Origin of the sequence: Amycolatopsis sp. TNS106 (genome assembly GCF_019330265.1) — a bacterium.
Classification (GTDB): Bacteria; Actinomycetota; Actinomycetes; order Mycobacteriales; family Pseudonocardiaceae; genus Amycolatopsis; species Amycolatopsis lurida.
The window spans coordinates 55,387-75,010 of sequence record NZ_CP024972.1; the positions used below are offsets into that span (position 1 = coordinate 55,387).

Genomic DNA, 19,624 nt, shown 5'->3' on the forward strand with positions numbered 1-19,624 from the left:
CCTCATCGTGGGATCGCTGGTCACCACCCCAGTGTGCCTGCTCGGGGCGATCCGGCCACCTCGTACCCTTGACCCATGCTGAACCGTACCGACCTGCGTGGACAGGTCCCGTCCGTTGCCGAGCTCAGGCGCACGCTCCCGCGTGCCGAGTACGACGTGGACGCGGCGCTGCATCACGTACGGCCGGTGGTCGAGGCGGTCCGCGATCGCGGCGTCGAGGCGGTTCTCGAGTACACCGAGAAGTTCGACAAGGTCCGCCCCGGCGGCGTCCGCGTGGCCGCCGCGGAGCTCACCAACGCGCTCGCGAACCTCGATCCGGCCGTCCGCGAGGCGCTGGAGGAGTCCATCGCCCGCGCCCGCAAGGTCCACGGCGACCAGCGCCGCCAGGACGTCACGACCGAGGTCGTCGACGGCGGCACCGTCACCGAGCGCTGGATCCCGGTGGAACGGGTCGGGCTGTACGCGCCGGGCGGGCTCGCGGTGTACCCCTCGACCGTGGTGATGAACGTCGTCCCGGCGCAGATCGCCGGCGTCGGCACGCTCGTGGTGTGCTCGCCGCCGCAGGCCGCGTTCGGCGGGCTCCCGCACCCGACGATCCTGGCCGCCGCCGAACTGCTCGGCGTCGACGAGGTCTGGGCCGTGGGCGGGGCGCAGGCCGTCGCGCTGCTCGCGTACGGCGGCACCGACACCGACGGCGCGACGCTGGAGCCGGTCGACGTCGTCACCGGGCCCGGCAACATCTACCTCACCGCGGCCAAGCGGCTGCTGCGCGGCATCATCGGCATCGACTCCGAGGCGGGCCCGACCGAGATCGCCATCCTCGCCGACGAGACCGCCGACCCGGTGCACGTCGCCGCCGACCTGATCAGCCAGGCCGAGCACGACCCGCTCGCCGCGAGCGTGCTGGTCACCACGTCCGAGGAGCTCGCGGACGCCGTCGACAAGGAGCTGACCGGCCGCGTCGCCGCGACCAAGCACGCCGAGCGCGTGACGGAGGCGTTGGGCGGCAAGCAGTCCGGCATCATTCTCGTGGCAGGCGTGGACGACGGGATCCGCGTCGTGGACGCGTACGCCGCGGAACACCTGGAGATCCAGACCGCGGACGCGCCGTCGGTGGCGGCCCGCGTTCGCAACGCCGGCGCGATCTTCGTCGGGGCGTACGCGCCGGTCTCGCTCGGCGACTACTGCGCCGGGTCGAACCACGTGCTGCCCACCGGTGGTTTCGCGCGGCACTCGTCCGGGCTTTCGGTGCAGAGCTTCCTCAAGGGCGTGCACGTCGTGGACTACAGCAAGGACGCGCTGCGCGAGATCGCCGGCCGCGTCGTCGCGCTGGCGAACGCCGAAGACCTGCCCGCGCACGGCGAGGCCATCACGGCGCGGTTCGAAGGGGGGCGCGCATGACCATCGGCGAGGAGGTCACGCTCGGTTCGCTCCCGCTGCGGGAGGACCTGCGGGGCAAGACCCCGTACGGCGCTCCGCAGCTCGACGTGCCGATCCGGCTCAACACCAACGAAAACCCGTACCCGCCGCCGGACGCGCTGGTCGCCGACGTCGCCGAGGCCGTCCGCGCCGAAGCCGCTTCGCTGCACCGCTACCCGGATCGTGACGCCGTCGCGCTGCGCCAGGACCTCGCGGACTACCTCGCGGTGTCCACCGGCGTGCTCGTGTCGGAGTCGAACGTGTGGGCCGCCAACGGGTCCAACGAGATCCTGCAGCAGATTTTGCAGGCCTTCGGCGGTCCTGGCCGGTCGGCACTGGGCTTCGAGCCGTCGTACTCGATGCACCCGATCATCTCGGCGGGCACCCGCACCGACTGGCTGCCGGTGCCGCGCCGCGACGATTTCACGCTCGACACCGGGAAGGCGGCCGCGCTGGTGCGCGAACGCCGTCCGGACATCGTGTTCGTGACCAGCCCGAACAACCCGACCGGCGGGTCGATCCCGTTCGGCGAGCTGCGAGGACTGCTCGAAGCGGCACCGGGCATCGTGGTGGTCGACGAGGCGTACGCGGAGTTCTCGTCGCAGCCGAGCGCCGTCGAGCTGATCGAGGAGTACCCGGCGAAGCTGATCGTGTCGCGCACGATGAGCAAGGCGTTCGCCTTCGCGGGCGGACGGCTCGGGTATCTCGCGGCCGCGCCCGCGATCGTCGACGCGCTGCAGCTGGTACGGCTGCCGTATCACCTCTCGAAGCTCACGCAGGCCGCCGCGCGCGCCGCGCTGCGGCACGCGGACGCCACCCTCGCGTCGGTCGCCAAACTCGCGGCCGAACGCGACCGGGTGGTGGAAGCGTTGCTGGGCCTGGGATTCACACCGGTCCCGAGCGACGCGAACTTCGTCCTCTTCGGACGGTTCGCGGACGCGCCCGCGACCTGGAAATCCTATTTGGACAATGGCGTGCTGATCAGGGACGTCGGCATCGAAGGGCACCTGCGGGTGACCATCGGGACGCCGGAAGAGAACGACGCCTTTCTCGAGGCCAGCAAGGAGGTGCCGCGATGAGTCGCGTCGGCAAGGTGGATCGCACCACCAGGGAATCGTCCATTTCGGTCCAGCTCGACCTTGACGGCACGGGACAGGTGGAGATCGACACCGGTGTCCCGTTCTACGACCACATGCTCACCGCGTTCGGCGTGCACGGCTCGCTCGATCTCAAGGTGCAGGCGACCGGTGACGTGCACATCGACGCGCACCACACCGTCGAGGACACCGCGATCGTGCTCGGCCAGGCGCTGCGGCAGGCGCTCGGCGACAAGAGCGGCATCCGCCGCTTCGGCGACGCGTGGATCCCGATGGACGAAACCCTCGCGCACGCCGCGATCGACGTCTCCGGGCGGCCGTACTGCGTGCACCTGGGCGAGCCGGAGCAGTTCAACAGCTTCACCATCGGCGGGAACTACCCGTTCGTGCTGACGCGGCACGTGTTCGACTCGCTGTCGTTCCACGCGCAGATCGCGCTGCACGTGCGGGTGCTGCACGGCCGCGACCCGCACCACATCGCGGAGGCCGAGTACAAGGCCGTCGCGCGGGCACTGCGCGCCGCCACCGAGCCGGACCCGCGGGCGGGCGGCATCCCGTCCACGAAGGGCGTCCTCTGACTCCCGCGATCAGTCACCTGGATGCGTGGATATCGCATCCAGGTGACGAATCGCGTTGTAGGTGTTGAGGAGAACGCCGGACGGGGTCGCGGTGGTGCCGGTGAACTCCAAGAAGCATGCCGGGGTTCCGTCCGCGAAGAAACGCTTGCCCGTGCCCAAAAGGAGCGGGTAGACGGCCAGCACGACATCGTCCACGAGCCCGTTTTCGAGCAGTGCCGAGGTCAGCGTGGAGCTGCCCGAGAGGATGAGATCCGGGCCCTCCTGCGCCTTGAGGTGGCGAACGCCTTCGACGAGGTCCGGGCCGACACTCTCGAACGGGCCCCACTTCAGGCTTTCCGGCCGATGGGTGACGACGAACTTCGTCGCCGCCTTGAGCCGGTCCGCGAGCGGGTCGCTCGGCGCGCCCGGCCAGTATTCCGACCAGAGATCGTACGTGCGACGGCCGAGCAGCAGGTCGAAGCTTTCGGGATGCGCGGCCATGACGGCCTCCCGGCCTTCGGGCGTCCGGTAGGGCACGTTCCAGCCGCTGTACGGGAAGCCGTTCTCGTCGGCGGAATGCTGGATCACGCCGTCGAGGGAGATGTGCTCGATGATCTTGAGCCTTCTCATTTCGTCTCCAGCAGTGCGTCGAGCTGGGGCATCGCGGCGCGGAAGCCCTCTTCCATCCCCGGGATCGTCTTCTCCATGGCTTGGACGCTGGAAAACCGCGTCACATGGATCATCCGTGAGCCCGTGGGTGTCGTCTCGAAGGTGAAGGTCATCGAGGTGGGCATGTTCTCGTCGTCGGCGTTGTCCTCGCCGTCTTCCGCCTCGAACGAGTCGATGGGGTTCACCGAGGTGAACTTCCAGGAATTGGCCCATTTCTCGCCGTTCGGCCCGGACAGGTAGTACTCGGCGCGGCCCCCGGCCCGGAAATCGTGATGGGTGAAGGTGGAGGGCGCGAACGGTGGTCCCCAGAAGCGCTCCAGTTGCCTTGGATCTTCCCAGGCCTCCCAGAGACGCTTCTGCGGAACGGGAAAGTCCGCCACGACGGTGAGGCTGAGCTTTTCGGGCTCCTTGGTGACCGAGGTGATCGGCATCGTCATTCCCCTTCCCGCAGGACATCGTCGAGCTGCGCCACACGTTGGCGCCAAAGGACTTCGTAGGAGTCGAGAAGCTCGGTGGCGCGCTGGAGCCGCTCACGGTCGGTCGAGACCAGTTGTTCGCGGCCGTTGGCACGCTTCCGGACCAGGCCCGCGCGCTGGAGCACGGCGACGTGTTTCTGCACGGCGGCGAAGCTCATCTCGTAACGCGCGGCGAGATCGGAGACCGACGGCGCTTCCGGGATCGCCCGCGCCAGGATGTCGCGGCGCGTGCCGTCGGCCAAGGCGCGGAAGAGCCGGTTGAGCGACTCCTCGCTCTCCGCTCGAAGTACAACCATGTGGTTGTACGTTAGCCGCGTCCGGTCCCGGGGGCAAGGTGCGGGCCCGGCGCGGTCGTGGTGGCGGAGGTGTGGCAGGGTGGCGGTCGTGAGTAACACGACCATCGCTGTGCTGCTGTTCGCGCTCGGCGGCTTCCTGATCGGCGGCGTCTACGCGACCTGGAAGAGCGTCAAGTTCATGGCCGTCGTGCTGGGGATCGGCGCGGTGCTGGCGATCGGCGGCGCCATCGCCTGGCTGGCCTGACCGCCGCACGCTTCTCTGACCGGAGTACGTGAAGGCCCCCTTCACTGCGCTAGACGCAATGAAGGGGGCCTTCACGTACTTATCGAGGGGGTCCAAGCGTCGCGTCGCGAAAGCCACTTTCGCGACGTCTGATGTCTCGAAAGTGGCTTTCGCGACATGGGCGCACCGGGCCCAGGCCGCCTTCGCCTCCAGAACCTACTTCGAGGCGTCGACCAGCTCCCGCTCGTCAGGCGCGTCCAGCTGCTTCGCGAGCTTCTCGCCTTCGACGTCCACATCGGGCAGCACCCGGTCCAGCCACTTCGGCAGCCACCAGGCACCGCGTCCGAGCAGGGACATCAGCGCCGGCACGATGGTCATCCGGATCACGAAGGCGTCCACCAGCACCCCGAAGGCCAGCGCGAACCCGATCGACTGGATCAGCGACGATTCCGCGAGGACGAATCCGGCGAACACGCTGATCATGATCAGGGCGGCGGCGACCACGACGCGGGAGCCATGCCGGAAACCGGTGACCATCGCCTGCTGCGGGTCGGCGCCGTGGACGTATTCCTCCCGCATCCGCGTCACCAGGAACACCTGGTAGTCCATCGCGAGCCCGAACAGCACCCCGATCAACAGGATCGGCAGCATGCTCATGATCGGTCCGGTCGTCTTCACTCCGAGCAGGTCGGTGAGCCAGCCCCACTGGAACACCGCCACCACGGCGCCGAACGTCGCGACCACGGAGCCGAGGAAGCCCAGCGTCGCCTTCAGCGGGACCACGATCGACCGGAACACCAGCATCAGCAGCAGGAACGCGAGCCCGACGATCAGCGCGAGGTAGGGCAGCATCGCGTCGGCGAGTTTCTCCGAGACGTCGATGTTGGCCGCGGTCTGGCCGGTCACCGCCAGCGACGCGCCGGTGGCCGTGCCCAGCCCCGCGTTCAGGCCGCGGATGTCGCTGACCAGGTCTTCGGTCGCGGTGCTGCTCGGACCGCTCTTCGGGATGACGGTCAGCAGCGCCAGGTCACCGTCCCGGTTGGTCTTCGGCGGCGTGACGATCGGGCGCTCGGGGAGACCGCCGATACTCGCGGCCGCCTGCTGGAGCGCGGCCTGCCGGTCGGTGCTGCCGCTCAGGTCGACGACGATCACCAGCGGGCCGTTCGCGCCCTCGCCGAAGCTGCGGGCGACGGTGTCGTAGGCCTTGCGCTGGGTGGTGTCCGGCGCGGCGGTGCTGTCGTTCGGCAGGCCGAGCTGCATGCTCGCGGCCGGGATGGCGACGATCGCGAGACCGGCGATCGCGGCGATCAGCACCGGGATCCGGCGGCGGGCCACGAAACGCGCCCAGCGCTCGCCGTGCGTCGTAGCGCTTTCCTTGCGGCGCAAGCGGATCTTGCCGCCCGCCAGTTTGGCGCCCGCGAACCCGAGCACCGCAGGCAGCAGGGTGAGCGCGATGACGACCGCGATGGCGACGGTGATCGCCGCGGCGATGCCCATCTCCCCGAGGAACGGGATGCCGACGACGGTCAGGCCCGCCAGCGCGATGATCACGGTCAGCCCGGCGAACACGACAGCGGAGCCCGCGGTGCCGGTGGCGCGTCCGGCGGCTTCCTCCGGATCCCGGCCGATCGTGAGTTCGTGCCGGTAGCGGGAAACGATGAAGAGCGCGTAGTCGATGCCGACGGCGAGGCCGATCATCAGCGCGAGCACCGGCGTGTTCGTGTTCAGTTCGAGGAAGCCGGACGCCGTCGTGATCCCCGCCATGCCGATGCCGACGCCGATGAGCGCGGTCAGCAGCGGGATCCCGGCCGCGAGCAGCGAACCGAAGGTGATGATCAGGACGACGGCGGCCACCGCGACACCGAGGCCTTCGGTGGCGTTCGTGGCGGGCATCGCCTGGACGGCATCACCGCCGAATTCCACGGTGTACCCGGCGGCCTTGGCGGAATCCGCGGCGGCCATCAGGCCGTCGCGGTCGGCGTCGGTGAGCTCGAAGCCCGGGACGCGGTAGCTGACCTGCGCCAGCGCCACGTGCTTGTCGGGCGAGATCGCCTGCATCCGCAGCGGGTCGGTCACGCCGGCGACCTTCGGCGCGTCCGTGAGTCCCTTGACGAGGCCCGCGATCGCCGCCTGCCCACCGGCGTCGGTGATGTCACCGGGCGTCGAGATGACGACGCGCGCCGTCGCGCCGCCGGCGGCGGCTTCCGGGAACCGGTCGGCGAGCTGGTCGATCGCCTTCTGCGATTCGGTGCCGGGGATGGTCACCGAGTTCGAAAGCTGGCCGGACAGGGTCAGCGCGCCCGCGCCGAGGGCCACCAGGACGGCGGCCCACACCGCCGTCACCAGTGCCCGGCGCCGGAACGAGAACCGGCCCAGGCGGTACAGGAAGCTGGCCACGAAAGTCTCCCGTTCACTCGTTCAGGTTCATTTCAAGCTAGCCGATCGGCTAGTGGTCTACAAGCCGATCGGCAAGTGTGTGACTAGCCGCACGGCTAGTACTCGTTTGGCCAGGCGGCCACGCTTGACGTAATCTCCGACGGCTGAACGAGGAGGGAACATGGACGTCGTCCACGTGGAGGACACCCGCACGCGACTACTGGGCACGGCGTTGCGGCTGTTCACCGAACACGGCGTGGAAGGCACCTCGCTGCAGATGATCGCGGACGCCCTCGGCGTCACCAAGGCCGCCGTCTACTACCACTTCAAGACGAAGGCGGAGATCACCGAATCCGTCGCCGAACCCGTGCTGCGGGAGCTCGAAGGCATCGTCGACGACGCCCGCGCCCAGCGCACCCGGGGCGCGCAGATCGACCACCTGCTCGACGGTTTCGTCGATCTCGTGGTGCGGCACCGCGCGCTGGTCGCCCTGTTCTCCAGCGACCCCGGCATCGCCCGGGCGATCGAAAAATCCGTCCACCGCTCGGAAAGCTTCAAGAACCGGCTGCTGGAGATCCTCGCCGGCCCGGAGCCGGACGCGCTGGGGATGGTCACCGCGCAGGTGCTCCTGGCCGGTATCGCCCTCGCCGGTGGTTCGCCCGAGGTCGTTTCGCTCGACGACGAGACGCTGCGCGAAACGCTCCTCAGCGTCGGCCGCAAGCTCTACAACCGCCCGCGCCGCCGTTCGTGACCGATGTGTTCAAGACAGGCGCCGCGATCCGCGCGACCCTGTCGGCATGAACATCGATCTGAACGCGGCGGCCAGGTTCATGGCCACCCAGGCCCGGCTGCTCGACAGGCGGCGTTTCGACGTCCTCTTCCGCGACGGTGACCCGGCCGCGGCGCTCGCCGCGCTCGAGGCGTACCGCAATCCCGACGGTGGCTACGGCCACGGCCTCGAACCCGACTGCCGCTCGGTGACCAGCCAGCCCGCCGGCGCGCTGCACGCGTTCGAGGTCTTCGCCGACGTCGGCAAGTCGACAAGTCCGCGTGCGGCGGAACTCTGCGATTGGCTCGCCTCGATCTCCCTGCCCGACGGCGGGATCCCGTTCGCGCTGCCGCTGCCGGATCCGGAGGGCAGCGCGCCGTTCTGGGCTAGCGCGGATCCGGCGGTCTCCTCGTTGCAGATCACCGCGATCGTCGCGGTGACCGCGCAGCGCGTCGCGGCGCACGATCCCGCGGTCGCCGCGCATCCCTGGCTCGCGAAGGCCACGAGCTACTGCCTCGATGAGATAGAAAAGCTCGACGAGGCGCCGCACGCGCTCGTGCTCGCTTTCGCGATGAAGCTGGTGGACGCACTCGGCGACACGCGCCTGGTCGAGAAACTCGGCCGGTTCGTTCCGGACGACGGCGTGGTCGCCGTCGGCGGCGGGATCGAGGGCGAGGCCATGCGCCCGCTCGATTTCGCACCGGAACCCGGTGGCCCGGCACGGAAGCTCTTCCGTCCGGAGGTCGTCGAAGCGGATCTGCGCCGGGTGACGGGCGGCCAGCACGACGACGGCGGCTGGCGCGTCGACTACACGAGCTATTCGCCCGCCGCCGCGCTGGAGTGGAACGGCATGTTCACCGTGAACACGGTGTCGCTTCTCCGGAAGAACGCGCCTAGGGGAGCCTGCGCAGGAATCGCGGCGGGACGGCGGCGGTGAGCCAGACGCCGTTCGCGCTCACCTGGAACTCGTGCCCGGCGGCGGACATCGCCCGGGCGTCCACGGTGAGCAGCACCGGGACGCCGCGCCGCGCCCCGACGGCCCGCGCGGTGTCCACGGTCGCCGAGAGATGCACGGCATGCCGTTTCATCGGCTTGAGGCCCTCGTGCAGGATCGCGTCGAGGAATCGGGAGACCGTGCCGTGGTAGAGCACGTCCGGTGGGATCGCGGCGGGCAGTGCGAGGTCGACGTCGACACTGTGGCCCTGGCTGGCGCGGATCCGCAGCCCGGCCTCGTCGAAGGCGAAGCGTCGTTTGTCGTTGCCGTCGACCACTTCGTCGAGTTCGGCGCGGGTGAGCGGCAAACCGTTGCGCCGCAAGGCCGCCAAGAGTGTGTCGACGTCGACCCAGCCGTCAGGGGTGAGGGTGATCCCGATGTCGCCGGGTGCGTGCCGCAGATGCCGGGAGAGCCGTTTCGAGACTCGGATGAGGTTCTTCTTGTCCATTTCGAGTCATAGTGACGCATATCCGGCACCCGCGTGGCAACGGAATTCAGATACCGCCCTCGGCGGCCGGGCGCAGTTTCCCCGCACCGGGGCCGAATCGGGACATCTGGTCGTCGGCGTTGTAGAGCCCGCAGCTGCGCAGGGAGAGGCAACCACAGCCGACGCATCCGGTCAGCCTGTCGCGCAGGCGCTGCAACGCGTCGATCCGCGCGTCGAGTTCGTCCTGCCAGCCCCGCGAAAGGCGGGCCCAGTCGGCCTTGGTGGGTGCGTGGTCCTTGGGCAGGGTCTCCAGTGCCGAGCTGATGTCGTCCAGGCTGAGCCCGACCCGTTGCGCGGCACGGATGAAGGCGATCCGGCGCAGCACCGAACGCGAGTACCGGCGCTGATTGCCCGCCGAGCGCTCGGAGCTGATCAGTCCCTTGTCCTCGTAGAAACGCAAAGCCGTATGGGGCACGCCGCTGCGGTCGGCGACCTGCCCGATGCTCAGGTGTTCAGCCAGTCTCGTCACGTCGCCAGATTAGCCTTGACTTCGACTTAAGTCGAGGTTGCAACCTCGGTTCATGACCACTGACACCAAGACCGGCTACGAGGATCTGCCGAGGCTGATCTCGTTGATGACCGGGGACGAGAAGCATCAGGCGGCCGCGGAGTCCACTGTGGACGTCCTGTGGGTGCTCTACGACCGTGTGCTCGACATCACCCCGGAGAACGTCCGTGATCCGGGCCGCGACCGCTTCCTGCTGTCGAAGGGCCACGGCCCGATGGCCTACTACGCGGTGCTGGCGAAGAAGGGCTTCATCCAGGAGGAAGAACTCGCCGGCTGGACTTCGGCCGAGTCCCGGCTCGGTCACCATCCCGACCGGGCGCGGCTTCCCGTCGCCGAGATCTCCAGCGGTTCGCTGGGCCACGGGCTCCCGCTGGCCATCGGTACCGTGTTCGGCCTGCGCGCCAAGGGATTCCGTGACGCCAAGGTCGTCACCCTCATCGGCGACGCGGAGCTCGACGAGGGCTCCAACCAGGAGGCCATCGCGGTCGCGGGCCGGATCGGCATGCCGCAGCTGACCGCCGTCGTCGTGGACAACTCCTCGGCCACGCACGGCTGGCCCGGCGGGATAGCCCGCCGGTTCGAGGTCGAAGGCTGGACGACCCGCACCGTCGACGGCCGCGATCACGACGCGCTCCACGAAGCCTTCACCGCACCCCATCCGGACCGGCCGCTCGCCGTGGTCGCGACCGTCGAGCGAAAGGCCTGAACCCGTGAACATGCGTGAAACGTTCCTCGAAGCCGCCGCCGAGGCGCTCGACACCGACCCGCACGTCGCCGTCGTGCTCGCCGACATCTCAGCGGCACAACTCGCCTTCGCCGCGAGGAAACATCCCGACCGGGTGCTCAACGTCGGCATCCGCGAACAACTGATGATGAGCACCGCGGGCGGCCTCGCGCTGGCCGGGATGCGGCCGATCGTCCACACCTTCTCGTCGTTCCTCGTGGAGCGGGCTTTCGAGCAGGTCAAACTCGACCTCGGACATCAGGACGTCGGGGCGGTGCTGGTGTCCTCGGGCGCGTCCTACGACATGCCGACCGCCGGGCGGACACACCAGGCGCCAGGGGACGTCGCCCTCATCGACACGCTGCCGGGCTGGACCGTGCACGTGCCGGGGCATCCCGAGGAGGCCCGGCGGCTGCTGCTCGAGTCCATCCCGGGCGACGGACGCGTCTATCTCCGGCTATCCGCGCAGGAAAACGCGAAAGCGTATCTGGGCGCGGGCCTGCAAACGCTGCGCGAAGGCGGGCGAGGGGTGGTGGTGGCCGTCGGGCCGACGCTCGACCGGACGCTGGAGGCGACCGCCGATCTCGACGTGACCGTGCTCTACACCTCGACCATCCGGCCCTTCGACGCCGCCGGGCTGCGCGCCGCCGTCGAGACCGCGGGGGCCACCGACGTCGTGCTGATCGAGCCCTACCTGGCGGGAACGTCGGCGCACGCGGTGACCGACGCCTTGTCCGAAACGCCGCACCGGCTGCTCTCCCTCGGCGTCCGGCGCGACGCGGAGGTGCGCATCTACGGCGAAATGGCCGATCACGACCTCGCGCACGGCCTCGACGCCGGCTCGATCACCTTGTCCGTCAAGGAATTCCTCCGCTAGCGTCACCGGGATGACGAAGATCCGCCCGCTCGCGCTCGGGGTCGTCCGCCGCGGCGAAGACCTTCTCGTGTTCGAAGGCCGCGACCACGCCAAAGGCGAGACCTACCATCGCCCGCTCGGCGGCGGGATCGAGTTCGGGGAGACCGCCGCCGAGGCGCTGCACCGCGAATTCCGGGAGGAACTCGCGGCGGAGCTGACCTCGGTCGAGCAGATCGCCGTGCTGGAGAACGTGTTCACCTACGAAGGCAGGCCAGGGCACGAGATCGTGTTCCTGTTCACCGCCGACCTGACCGACAAGGCGTTCTACGAGCGCGACGAGGTCGGCGTGGTGCTCGACGACGGCGCGCGCGTGCACTGGCTGCCGATGGCCGACGTGGCGAGCGGCAAGGCGATCCTGTACCCGGCCGGACTCGCGGACCTCCTTTCAGCGCAGGACTGACCGCGCGGTCGGGGCCAGTTCCCTTTGTTGCCAAGGGCGTTCGAGTTTGCCCGCCAGTTCGGCGCCGGTCCGGCCCAGGAGCTCGCGGTGTTCTTCCGTGAACTTCGTGAACCAGACGAACACCGACTCGCCCTCCCGCACGGGAAGACGGGGGAAGGTGTTCTCCGCGGGTTCCGTTTCGAAATGGCCGAACGTGTCCACGCCGGCTTCCCGCAGGGCGGGTGCCACGTGGTCCGCGAAGTACGCGGAGAACTCCTTGACCGGGACGGCCGGATGGCACACCGTCACCAGCACCCGGGAATCCCCGGCGCCGCCCGGAGCGGGGAACCCCGGCCCGGACGGGCGCAGCAGCAGGACGTCCGAGGCGTCGATCATCGTCTCGTTCGCCGCCGGGCCGTGCTCTCGCCACACGGGCCCGTGGTAGAACGCTTCGAGCGCGGCCCGCCTGGCCTCCATGTCCCGGAAACCGCGCAGCCACACGAACTTGTCCGGCTCCGCAGGCTCGCGGAAGAGGCCGAACAAGCGCATGCCGCAGGCTTCCTGGCTCTCCACGAACTCGCGCTCGAAGAGTTCGATCAGCTCGTCCCGGCGGCCGGGGTGCAGCGTGTACCGGCGCAGCTCGACGACGGACTGGAACTCCGGGGAATCGGTCATGCGCGGACCCTAGAGGCCCGCACCGACAGTTTCCGCGCGCTCAGCCGAGCAGGAACGAGCGGATCTGGTCGGCGACGGGCTCGGGCGCCATCCAGAAGGCACTGTGGTCGTGGTCTTCCAGCGTCAGCACGGTGACGTTCGGCAGGATCGCGGCCAGCGCCTCGGCGCCGGTGCGCATGAACGCCTCGCCGTTGCCGCCGACGGCGACGGCGATCGGCGCGTCGATGCTCCAGCGGTCGGTGGGCAACGGCGTGCCGTCCTGGAGCCCGCGCCAGATCCGGCCGTCGTAGGCGTAGGTGTGGGCATAGGACGTCGTCTTCTCCCAGGACGGGTCCTGCGTGATCATCGGGAGGTATTCGGCGGGGACGCCGACCACCTCGCTCATGAAGTATTCGCCTGCCTCGCTGCGCTTGCCCGCCGCGACGAGCGCTTCCATGTGCTCGACGGAATCGGCGGGAACCGGCGGCCGGGAGCCGTCGACGATGAACGGGGGCTCGTAGAGGTAGAGGCCGGTGACCTTGTCGCCCAGTGCACTGGCCGCGTCCAGCACGATCCCGCATCCGCCGGATCCGGAGGTCAAGGCCGCGGAGCCGCCGAGGACGTCGATCAGCGCCGAGATGTCCTCGATCTCGCGCGCGGGGTCGTAGGGCTGCGGGTCGCCGCTGGCGCCGCGGCCGCGGCGATCGAAGGTGAGCACGGTGAAGTCCTTGGCCAGCGCCGTGTACAGGCCGGCGACGGAGGTGTGGTCCTCCGCGACGTTGCTGACCACGATGATCGCGGGACCCGAGCCGGTCTTTTCGTAGGCGATGGTGGTGCCGTCGGCCGAGGTGATGGTGTCCATGGTCGGTTCTCCGTCTGTGGTGTCGGTAGGGGTGTTCAGTACGTTGTCGAGCCGTTCGAGCGCCTCGACGTAGCCGTCGGCCATTTGCTGTTCGACAGCGCGTTGCAGTGCGGCGCCGTCGGCGAAAACGGCGCAGACGTCGACGGTGCAGCCGGTCCCGGCGGCGGCGAAGGTGACCGTCGTGGGGAAGGTGTCGGTGCCGTCGAGCCGCCATGCCTCGTCGGCGAACGCGTCCTCGTAGGCCAGTTCGGCACACGGCTCGACCACGGTGTACGTGGCGACACTGCGTACCGCGGCGGCCGAGCCGTCCTCCGGCGCGATCTGGAACCGCCAGCGACCGCCGGGCCGCACGTCCATCTCGTAGACGGTGGCCGCCCAGCCCCGCGGGCCCCACCAGCGACCGATCGCCTCGGCGTCGGTCCACGCCCACCAGGCGCGGTCGACGCCCGCGGCGTAGGTGCGGCTGATGTGGACGGTGTTGTTCGTCCTGTCGATCACGATGCCGTCGGACACGGCCGAGCTCCTCACGCGTTCGGTTCGGGGGCGCGGTCGCCGTCGAGGAGTGAGCCGAGACGGTCCATCCGTCCCACCCACAGCGCCGCGAAACCTTGCACCCAGTCGCTGATCAAAAGCATCGCTTCGGGGTGCAGCCGGTAGATCCGCTGCTGGGCCTGCTTGGTCATTTCGACCACATCGGCCTCCGCGAGCAGCCGCAGGTGCCGGGACACCTGCGGCTGGCCGAGGCCGAGCGCGTCGACGATGGCGCCGACCGGCCGCGGCCCCTCTTTGAGCAGCTCGACGATCCGGAACCGGTTCGGCTCCGAGATCGCCGCCAGTCGCTGCTGCACGGTAGCGGTCATGCGGCGAGCATACACCACACTATATATACACGCAAATAGATATACGGGACAGACGCCGGCCCCCCGCCGACGTGCGGGAGGATCAGCGGAAGGCGGCCAGACCGGTGACCGACTGGCCGAGCGAGAGCGCGTGCATCTCTTCGGTGCCTTCGTAGGTCAGCACGGTTTCCAGGTTCGACATATGCCGCATCACCGGGTACTCCAGCGAGATCCCGTTGGCGCCGAGCATGGCGCGCGCGGTCCTGGCGACCTCCAGCGCGGAGCGGACGTTGGCGAGCTTGCCGAAGCTGACGTGGTTGTGGTGCAGCGTCCCGGCGTCCTTGAGCCGTCCGATCCGCAGCGCGACCAGCCCGGCGCGGTTGACCTCGACGACGAGGTCGGCGAGCTTGCGCTGGGTGAGCTGGAACCCGGCCAGCGGTTTGCCGAACTGTTCCCGGCTCAGCGTGTACTCCAGCGCGGATTCGTAGCAGGAGCGGGCGGCGCCGACGACGCCGAACAGGATCCCGTAGCGCGCCTCGTTCAGGCAGGAGAGCGGTCCGCGCAGGCCCCTGACCTCGGGGAACGCCGCGGAATCCGGCAGGCGGACGCCGTCGAGCACGAGTTCCGCGGTCAGCGAGGCCCGCAGCGACAGCTTGTGCTTGACCTCGTTCGCGGTGAAGCCCGGCGTGTTCGTGGGGACGACGAAGCCGCGCACGCCTTCGTCGGTCTGGGCCCAGACGACCGCGACGTCGGCGACGGTTCCGTTGGTGATCCACATCTTCGTGCCGCTCAGCACCCAGTCCGAGCCGTCGCGCACCGCGCGGGTCCGCATGCTGCCGGGGTCGCTGCCGGCGTCCGGTTCGGTCAGGCCGAAGCAGCCGAGCGCCTCACCGGCGGCCATCCGGGGCAGCCACTCCTGCTTCTGCTCCTCGGTGCCCCATTTGTGGATCGCGTACATCGCCAGCGAGCCCTGCACCGAGACGAAACTGCGCAGCCCGGAGTCGACGGCCTCCAGCTCCCGGCAGGCGATGCCGTAGGCGACGGCGCTGGTCCCGGCGCAGCCGTAACCCTCCAGGTGCATGCCGAGCAGTCCGAGCTGCCCGAACCCCTTGGCGAGCTCGGCGGCAGGCAGGGCGCCCGTCTCGTACCACTCGGCGACGTTGGGAAGGAGCTGGTCCTGGGCGTAGGCGCGCACGGCGTCACGCATGGCCCGGTCCTCGGCGGTGAGCTCGGCGTCGAGATCGAGGAAGTCGCGCGGATCCGGGCTGCTGCTCATGCGGTCACTCCTGGTCGGCTCGGTGGGTCGTCTTCCCAAGAAGAAAACCACACACGCGACCGGAGTCGGGTGTCAGTGATTCCGCCAGCCGGTGGTCTTCGTCACCTGAACCGATGCCGTGGCCGTCCGTGCGGGGGCGGAGCGCCGCTTCTGCGCCGGGATCAGCAGCTCCGCGAAGGTAGGGAAAGGCACGCTCTCGATGTCGTCCCGCCAGGCGCTGAGCAGGCGGGTCAGTTCGTCGGCGTCCTGCATCGTTCCTCCATAAGTGCAGGGCGGTCCTGCGCCGGCCTTTCACTCGGAGTCGCTATTACCCAGAAGAGTGAAGGTCGAAACGGGGAATCCGGGAAAAATCCGGTCCGCTAGCCTGGGGTGCGTGGCTACTCCTCGCGTGGTGATCCTGGACTACGGGTCCGGCAACCTCCGGTCCGCCGAACGTGCTGTTCAGCGCGCCGGTGCCGACGTCGAGGTCACCGCCGACCCGCATGCCGCGCTCGAGGCCGACGGCCTGGTCGTCCCCGGAGTCGGCGCCTTCTCCGCCTGCATGGAGGGGCTGCGGTCGGTGTCGGGGGAGAAGATCATCGGCAAACGCCTCGCCGGCGGCCGCCCCGTGCTGGGCATCTGCGTCGGCATGCAGATCCTGTTCGAACGCGGTGTCGAGCACGGTGTGGAGGCCGAAGGCGCCGGTGAGTGGCCGGGCACGGTCGACAAGCTGGAGGCCGACGTCCTCCCGCACATGGGCTGGAACACCGTTCGCGCCCCGGCGGACTCGCAGTTGTTCGCCGGTCTGGACGCGGAAACGCGGTTCTACTTCGTGCACTCCTACGCCGCCCGCACCTGGGAACTGGACTCCGGCCTCGCCGGGCAGCAGCCCAAGGTGACGTGGGCGAACCACGGCCAGGACTTCGTCGCCGCCGTCGAGAACGGGCCGCTCTGGGCGACCCAGTTCCACCCCGAGAAGTCCGGGGACGCCGGGGCGCACCTGCTGCGCAACTGGCTGCAGAGCCTGTCTTAGAGTGGGCGCGTGACATTCACGCTCCTTCCCGCCGTTGATGTGGCCGATGGCCAGGCCGTGCGACTCGTCCAGGGCGAGGCCGGCACCGAAACCTCCTATGGCAGCCCGCTGGAGGCGGCGCTCGCCTGGCAGCGCGACGGGGCGGAGTGGATCCATCTGGTGGATCTCGACGCCGCGTTCGGCAAGGGTTCCAACCGCGAACTGCTCGCCGACGTCGTGGCCAAGCTCGACGTCCAGGTGGAGCTGTCCGGCGGCATCCGCGACGACGCCTCGCTTGAGGCCGCGCTGGCCACCGGCGCCCGCCGGGTCAACCTCGGCACCGCGGCGCTGGAGGACCCGGAGTGGACCGCGAAGGTGGTCTCCTCCTACGGCGACCGCGTCGCCATCGGGCTGGACGTGCGGATCACCGAGGCCGGGCACCGGCTGTCCGCGCGCGGCTGGACGCAGGACGGCGGTGACCTCTGGGAGGTCCTCGACCGGCTCGACCGCGACGGCGCGCAGCGCTACGTCGTCACCGACGTGAGCAAGGACGGCACCCTCCAGGGGCCGAACATCGACCTGCTCCGCGAGGTCGCCGCCCGCACCGACGCGCCGGTCATCGCCTCCGGCGGTGTGTCCAGTGTGGACGATCTTCGCGCGCTGGCCGCGCTGGCCCGCGACGGTGTCGAGGGGTCCATCGTCGGCAAGGCGCTCTACGCCGGTGCGTTCACCCTCCCCGAGGCGCTCGCGGCCGTCGCGGAGTTCTGAGCTTTACCTCCCGGGTAATCGACGCCACGCACCGGCTCGGTCAGGATTCCTTCCAGGACAACGAAACCTGGAGGACATCATGACCGCCTACGGACTCGCCCACCTTCGCCCCGCCGCCGTGCTGGCCGAAGAGGTCTTCGAGTACATGGAACGGATCCAGGCCACGCTCGACCCCTTCGGCGGCAGGTTCCTCGTGCACGGAGCCGGGGTCCACGTCGTCGAAGGGGAGTGGCCGGGGGCGCTCGTGCTCATCGAATTCCCGAGCCTCGACGCCGCGCGAGAGTGGTACGACTCGCCCGCGTACCGGGAGATCCTGCCGCTGCGGGCCGACCACATCCCCGGCGACCTGATCCTGGTGGAGGGATGCGGGCCGGACCACGACTCGGCGGCGCTGGCGGCTTCGCTGCGGGCGCTGCAGGCCTCGTGAGTGGTGAGGACGGTTAGAACCGTCCTCACCACTCACGAGACCCAGGTCATTCCGCCAGCTTGATCGCGATGCCCACGGTCCGGTCCTTCGGCCCCCGCAGCCTGCTGAAGAACATCGTGACCCGCCCGGTGATCCCGTACTTCCGCGCGATCACCTTGCGCACGCGTTCGGTCTCGTCGAGGTCCAGCAGCCGCGCCTCACCCGCGACGACGTCGCCGTGGGTCTTGGCGCCGCGGAAATCGCAGGCCTGGACCTCGACCCGGCCGCTGTTGCGGATGCGCTTGACCTTGCCCGCCTTCCGCTCGGACCAGATCACCAGTTCACCGCCGTCGCCCGCCGCCCAGACCGGGGTCGGCACCGGGGTGCCGTTCTTGCGGAAGGTGGTCAGGACGACGTACTTCTCGGCGGCGATCCGCTCGAACTCCGATCCCATGTGGAGAGTCTAGGTCGTACAAGTGCTAGGGCGTTCGACGGCGCAACGTCGCCGCGCCGAGCACCAGCGCGGCCAGGGCGCACGCCCCGACGATGATCAGGTTCCGGATCAGCGTCGCGTCCACGGTACCCGACGTGGTGACCCGCGTGAGCGCTTCGACGGCGTACGAAAGCGGCATCACGTTCGAAAGCCAGTTCAGGAGCCAGCCCATTTCCCCGCGCGACACGAACAGCCCGCACAGCAAGATCTGCGGCAGCACGAACAGCGGCATGAACTGCACCGCCTGGAATTCCGTCCGCGCGAACGCGCTCACGAACAGGCCGAGCGCCATCCCGAGGAGGGCGTCGAGGACGGCGATGAGCAGCAGCATCCCGATCGAGCCCGCGATGTCGAGGCCAAGCCAGGCGAGCGAGACCCCGGCGGCGACGCCGACCTGCACGACCGCGATCGAACCGAACGCGATCGCGTAGCCGAAGAGCAGGTCCATCCTGCCGATCGGCAGGGTCATCAGTCGTTCCAGGGTCGCCGTGGTGCGCTCGCGCAGCGTGGTGATCGAGGTGATCAGGAACATGATCAGGAAGGGGAAGACGCCGAGCAGCGCCGGGGCGACCCGGCTGAACACCGCTTCGGAGTTGAAGACGAAGCGCAGCAGCACCATCAGCAGTGACGGGACGACGATCAGCATCGCGACGGTGCGTGGATCGTGCCGTAACTGAAGGAGGATGCGACGGGCCGTGGCGAGCGTCAGCGTGGGGTTCACGAGGTCACCTCCGTCTCCCGGACGAGCCGCAGGAAGGCCTGTTCCAGATCGGTCGTCCCGGTGCGTTCGCGCAGCCCGGCCGGGGTGTCGTCGGCGAGGACGCGGCCTTCGCGCATGAGCAGCAGGCGGTCGCATCGCGCGGCCTCGTCCATGACGTGGCTGGACACGAGCAGCGTGGCCCCGCCCTCGGCGAGACGGCGGAACAGCGCCCAAAGCTCGTCGCGGAGCACGGGATCGAGACCGACGGTCGGTTCGTCGAGGACGAGCAGTTCGGGTTTCCCGAGCAGCGCGACGGCGAGGTTGGCGCGGGTGTGCTGGCCGCCCGACAGCGAGCCGACGAGCTTGCCCGCATGGTCGGCCAGCCCGACTTCGGCGATCACCCTGTCCACATCGGACATCGGCGCGCGAAGGACGGAAGCGAAGTAGCGCAAGGCTTCCGTGACGGTGAGGTCGGCGTAGATGGCCGGATTCTGCGTGGCGTAGCCGATCAGCCGCCGCAGCGGCGGGCTGCCCGCGGGATGGCCAAGGACGGTGACCTCGCCCGCGGCGACGATCTGCACGCCGACGATCGAGCGCATCAGTGTCGTCTTGCCGCAGCCGCTCGGCCCGAGCAGGCCGGTGATGCGGCCGCGTGGCGTCCGGAACGCGATGTCCTTGACGACCTCGCGACCGCCGCGGACGACCCTCAGGCCGGTCACGGAGATCGCTGAATTAGCCATGCGTT

The 19,624-nt window shown here is 69.4% G+C and carries 26 protein-coding genes; 12 read left to right on the forward strand and 14 right to left on the reverse strand.

The features are described 5' to 3' along the window. Positions 1–75: 75 nt before the first annotated feature. From hisD to hisB, 3 genes are read left to right on the forward strand one after another with little or no spacing between them, the layout of a single operon-like run. Entirely contained in the window at positions 76–1,401 is a 1,326-nt protein-coding gene (gene hisD / locus CVV72_RS00265) for a histidinol dehydrogenase (RefSeq protein ID WP_219150276.1), read from the forward strand. Beyond that, positions 1,398–2,498, forward strand: a complete 1,101-nt coding sequence (locus CVV72_RS00270; RefSeq protein WP_219150278.1) for a histidinol-phosphate transaminase — start codon at positions 1,398–1,400, stop codon at positions 2,496–2,498. The genes hisD and CVV72_RS00270 overlap by 4 nt, the downstream gene beginning before the upstream one ends. Continuing rightward, complete coding sequence (hisB, locus tag CVV72_RS00275) at positions 2,495–3,094, forward strand: imidazoleglycerol-phosphate dehydratase HisB (RefSeq protein WP_005155296.1); 600 nt, start codon at positions 2,495–2,497, stop codon at positions 3,092–3,094. The genes CVV72_RS00270 and hisB overlap by 4 nt, the downstream gene beginning before the upstream one ends. A 9-nt stretch (positions 3,095–3,103) precedes the next feature. Here hisB and CVV72_RS00280 read toward each other — a convergent pair whose 3' ends face one another. The 3 genes from CVV72_RS00280 to CVV72_RS00290 are packed head-to-tail and all read right to left on the reverse strand — an operon-like array spanning position 3,104 to position 4,514. Continuing rightward, positions 3,104–3,703 (reverse strand): dihydrofolate reductase family protein, encoded by a 600-nt coding sequence (locus CVV72_RS00280; protein WP_219150280.1) that lies wholly within the window; start codon positions 3,701–3,703, stop codon positions 3,104–3,106. Then, complete coding sequence (locus CVV72_RS00285) at positions 3,700–4,173, reverse strand: SRPBCC domain-containing protein (RefSeq protein WP_255632425.1); 474 nt, start codon at positions 4,171–4,173, stop codon at positions 3,700–3,702. The genes CVV72_RS00280 and CVV72_RS00285 overlap by 4 nt, the downstream gene beginning before the upstream one ends. A 2-nt stretch (positions 4,174–4,175) precedes the next feature. Continuing rightward, positions 4,176–4,514: a helix-turn-helix transcriptional regulator gene (locus CVV72_RS00290; protein ID WP_219150288.1), complete on the reverse strand. Its 339-nt coding sequence runs from the start codon at positions 4,512–4,514 to the stop codon at positions 4,176–4,178. 88 nt (positions 4,515–4,602) lie between these two features. Between CVV72_RS00290 and CVV72_RS00295 the strand changes: the two genes are divergently transcribed. After that, the gene (locus tag CVV72_RS00295; RefSeq protein ID WP_167373564.1) at positions 4,603–4,758 is read left to right on the forward strand and encodes a hypothetical protein; all 156 of its coding nucleotides are present in this window, start codon (positions 4,603–4,605) and stop codon (positions 4,756–4,758) included. 195 nt (positions 4,759–4,953) lie between these two features. On the opposite strand, the gene CVV72_RS00300 is transcribed toward CVV72_RS00295, so the two are convergent. Then, positions 4,954–7,134 carry an MMPL family transporter gene (locus CVV72_RS00300; protein WP_219150293.1) on the reverse strand — a complete coding sequence of 727 codons (2,181 nt, stop codon included), beginning with the start codon at positions 7,132–7,134 and terminating at the stop codon, positions 4,954–4,956. A 160-nt stretch (positions 7,135–7,294) separates the two neighbouring features. Between CVV72_RS00300 and CVV72_RS00305 the strand changes: the two genes are divergently transcribed. Next, on the forward strand, positions 7,295–7,864 hold the full coding sequence (locus tag CVV72_RS00305) for a TetR/AcrR family transcriptional regulator (RefSeq protein ID WP_219150296.1): 570 nt from the start codon (positions 7,295–7,297) through the stop codon (positions 7,862–7,864). 46 nt (positions 7,865–7,910) lie between these two features. Then, positions 7,911–8,819 (forward strand): hypothetical protein, encoded by a 909-nt coding sequence (locus tag CVV72_RS00310; protein ID WP_219150300.1) that lies wholly within the window; start codon positions 7,911–7,913, stop codon positions 8,817–8,819. Here CVV72_RS00310 and CVV72_RS00315 read toward each other — a convergent pair. Together CVV72_RS00315 and soxR are read right to left on the reverse strand one after the other, a co-directional pair. After that, a complete protein-coding gene (locus tag CVV72_RS00315; RefSeq protein WP_219150302.1) occupies positions 8,776–9,324 on the reverse strand; it encodes an RNA 2'-phosphotransferase in 549 nt (182 codons plus the stop codon). The genes CVV72_RS00310 and CVV72_RS00315 overlap by 44 nt on opposite strands. Positions 9,325–9,370: 46 nt before the next feature. Then, positions 9,371–9,832: a redox-sensitive transcriptional activator SoxR gene (soxR, locus tag CVV72_RS00320; RefSeq protein ID WP_219150304.1), complete on the reverse strand. Its 462-nt coding sequence runs from the start codon at positions 9,830–9,832 to the stop codon at positions 9,371–9,373. A 52-nt stretch (positions 9,833–9,884) separates the two neighbouring features. Here soxR and CVV72_RS00325 point away from each other — a divergent pair, with 52 nt between their 5' ends. From CVV72_RS00325 to CVV72_RS00335, 3 genes are read left to right on the forward strand one after another with little or no spacing between them, the layout of a single operon-like run. After that, entirely contained in the window at positions 9,885–10,577 is a 693-nt protein-coding gene (locus tag CVV72_RS00325) for a transketolase (protein ID WP_219150306.1), read from the forward strand. 4 nt (positions 10,578–10,581) lie between these two features. Continuing rightward, positions 10,582–11,472: a transketolase family protein gene (locus CVV72_RS00330; protein WP_219150308.1), complete on the forward strand. Its 891-nt coding sequence runs from the start codon at positions 10,582–10,584 to the stop codon at positions 11,470–11,472. A 10-nt stretch (positions 11,473–11,482) separates the two neighbouring features. Then, positions 11,483–11,911 (forward strand): NUDIX hydrolase, encoded by a 429-nt coding sequence (locus tag CVV72_RS00335; protein ID WP_219150311.1) that lies wholly within the window; start codon positions 11,483–11,485, stop codon positions 11,909–11,911. Here CVV72_RS00335 and CVV72_RS00340 read toward each other — a convergent pair. The 5 genes from CVV72_RS00340 to CVV72_RS00360 all read right to left on the reverse strand — a co-directional run bounded on the left by CVV72_RS00340 (position 11,897) and on the right by CVV72_RS00360 (position 15,773). Then, positions 11,897–12,565, reverse strand: coding sequence for an NIPSNAP family protein (locus CVV72_RS00340; protein ID WP_219150313.1), 669 nt, complete (start codon positions 12,563–12,565; stop codon positions 11,897–11,899). The genes CVV72_RS00335 and CVV72_RS00340 overlap by 15 nt on opposite strands. A 40-nt stretch (positions 12,566–12,605) precedes the next feature. After that, positions 12,606–13,919 carry an alpha/beta fold hydrolase gene (locus tag CVV72_RS00345; RefSeq protein ID WP_219150315.1) on the reverse strand — a complete coding sequence of 438 codons (1,314 nt, stop codon included), beginning with the start codon at positions 13,917–13,919 and terminating at the stop codon, positions 12,606–12,608. Between the two features lie 11 nt (positions 13,920–13,930). Beyond that, entirely contained in the window at positions 13,931–14,266 is a 336-nt protein-coding gene (locus tag CVV72_RS00350) for a helix-turn-helix transcriptional regulator (RefSeq protein WP_034319328.1), read from the reverse strand. Between the two features lie 82 nt (positions 14,267–14,348). Then, entirely contained in the window at positions 14,349–15,521 is a 1,173-nt protein-coding gene (locus CVV72_RS00355; protein WP_219150317.1) for an acyl-CoA dehydrogenase family protein, read from the reverse strand. Positions 15,522–15,593: 72 nt separating this feature from the next. Further along, positions 15,594–15,773, reverse strand: a complete 180-nt coding sequence (locus tag CVV72_RS00360) for a hypothetical protein (RefSeq protein WP_192741149.1) — start codon at positions 15,771–15,773, stop codon at positions 15,594–15,596. A 136-nt stretch (positions 15,774–15,909) separates the two neighbouring features. Between CVV72_RS00360 and hisH the strand changes: the two genes are divergently transcribed. The 3 genes from hisH (at position 15,910) to CVV72_RS00375 (ending at position 17,707) form a co-directional block, all read left to right on the forward strand. Then, positions 15,910–16,533 carry an imidazole glycerol phosphate synthase subunit HisH gene (gene hisH, locus CVV72_RS00365; protein ID WP_219153737.1) on the forward strand — a complete coding sequence of 208 codons (624 nt, stop codon included), beginning with the start codon at positions 15,910–15,912 and terminating at the stop codon, positions 16,531–16,533. A 9-nt stretch (positions 16,534–16,542) separates the two neighbouring features. After that, positions 16,543–17,280, forward strand: a complete 738-nt coding sequence (gene priA / locus CVV72_RS00370; RefSeq protein ID WP_007029948.1) for a bifunctional 1-(5-phosphoribosyl)-5-((5-phosphoribosylamino)methylideneamino)imidazole-4-carboxamide isomerase/phosphoribosylanthranilate isomerase PriA — start codon at positions 16,543–16,545, stop codon at positions 17,278–17,280. A 79-nt stretch (positions 17,281–17,359) separates the two neighbouring features. Then, on the forward strand, positions 17,360–17,707 hold the full coding sequence (locus CVV72_RS00375) for a DUF1330 domain-containing protein (protein ID WP_219150319.1): 348 nt from the start codon (positions 17,360–17,362) through the stop codon (positions 17,705–17,707). Between the two features lie 46 nt (positions 17,708–17,753). Here the strand turns inward: CVV72_RS00375 and CVV72_RS00380 are convergent, their stop codons facing one another. The 3 genes from CVV72_RS00380 to CVV72_RS00390 are packed head-to-tail and all read right to left on the reverse strand — an operon-like array spanning position 17,754 to position 19,619. Then, positions 17,754–18,140 carry a PPOX class F420-dependent oxidoreductase gene (locus CVV72_RS00380; RefSeq protein ID WP_219150321.1) on the reverse strand — a complete coding sequence of 129 codons (387 nt, stop codon included), beginning with the start codon at positions 18,138–18,140 and terminating at the stop codon, positions 17,754–17,756. 25 nt (positions 18,141–18,165) lie between these two features. Then, a complete protein-coding gene (locus tag CVV72_RS00385; protein WP_219150324.1) occupies positions 18,166–18,900 on the reverse strand; it encodes an ABC transporter permease in 735 nt (244 codons plus the stop codon). Continuing rightward, positions 18,897–19,619, reverse strand: a complete 723-nt coding sequence (locus CVV72_RS00390) for an ABC transporter ATP-binding protein (RefSeq protein WP_219150326.1) — start codon at positions 19,617–19,619, stop codon at positions 18,897–18,899. The genes CVV72_RS00385 and CVV72_RS00390 overlap by 4 nt, the downstream gene beginning before the upstream one ends. Positions 19,620–19,624: the final 5 nt, after the last annotated feature.